The 1,373-nt window shown below is 37.4% G+C and carries 1 protein-coding gene and 1 pseudogene; both read right to left on the bottom strand.

What is annotated here, in order from left to right; genetic code table 11:
* Positions 1-607 (bottom strand): annotated as a pseudogene (locus ACFIO3_RS13165) (hypothetical protein); the annotation flags it as partial.
* A 10-nt stretch (positions 608-617) separates the two neighbouring features.
* Positions 618-1,373 (bottom strand): Trk system potassium transporter TrkA (gene trkA / locus ACFIO3_RS13160; protein WP_375704605.1); only part of this gene is annotated, 756 nt, incomplete at its 5' end.

Below are 1,373 nucleotides of genomic sequence, written 5' to 3'. Positions count from 1 at the left end.
TTCCTTTGCTTCATGAAAAAAACCATATCTTTTTGCTAATCGTGAAATACCATCATTACCAAATATCGTAACGCCAAAATTTCCCGGTAAAATCGGCATTTTTTCCTCTTTAACCAGAACGGTCTCCAAACACGACGCTTAAACCCAAGCCAATGAGGAATAATTTCTGCGCCTGCCCAATAATCTTCAAATACTTTTATAATAGGGTTATCGGGCGGAAAATAAAGTGCAGAAACGCCCACTCTTATATTATTTTCTCTTGCCAACCAAACCTTCTCCGTATCTGGCTGAAATTGTTTAACAAGGTAAACATCTGTATCTAACCAAACACCTTGTTGATATTTCATCAGCATAACATGAAAAAAATCCGAGAACTGAACAATTGTACACCATAGTTTATCATCAGAAAAATCGGGGTCAAGGCGATAAATTGCTGAGCGTGGTAAAATTGATTCGGCTTCATGCAGCTCAACACCAGCAGGAAGATTATCTATTTTTTATCATAACTAAAAAGCTTAACGCGCTGTCCAGTTTTAACCATTGAGGACAAACAAAGCCTACCCAACAATCTTAATTGTCCACTATACCAAAAAGTACAAATATCCATAGATAATATATCAAAAATATTCTAAACTTACGCGAAAGAGTTGTTCAACATCACGAACGAACTCAGCAAGAGCAAAAATCACTATTCTATCACCAGATAAAATACGCGTATCTGCCGAAAGCTGTATTATTGTCTTATTGCGATAAATTGCACCAATTCTCAAACCATCTGATAAATTGAGCTCTGATAATGACTTACCAACCAATGAAGATGTTTGCATCACTTCAGCTTCAATAATTTCTGCTCGGCCATTAAAAACTGAATGAACAGAACGAATACGCCCACGGCGCATTTGTTGCAAAATTCTCGATATTGTAACGCTATGGGGATTAAGATATGCATCCACACCAACAGCACGACTAAATTCTTGATAGGCAACATTATTAATCAATACCATATTGGCTTTGCAGCCCAATCTTTTAGCAATAATAGCGCTTAAGAGATTAACCTGATCTTGATTGGTTAATGTAATCATTAAATCGGACTGATCAATTCCCGCATCTTGAAGAATCACTGGATCTAACACATTACCGTATAAAACTGTTGTTTTTTCAAGCTGATCAGCAATTGTGAGGGCTCTTTCTCTATGCGCTTCTATAATCTTCAATTTTAATTTATGGAAACGCTTTTCAATAGCCTGTGCAACATAAAGGCCAATGTGACCACCCCCTGCAATAATCATGCGGTGGGCATCTTGTTCTTTATGACCAAAAAGCCCAACAGCACGACGCATCTGTTCACGAGCAACAACAAGATAGGTTATATC

It is taken from the genome of Bartonella sp. AD328YNZD, from assembly GCF_042196425.1.
This window is presented reverse-complemented; position numbering and strand designations above follow the sequence as displayed.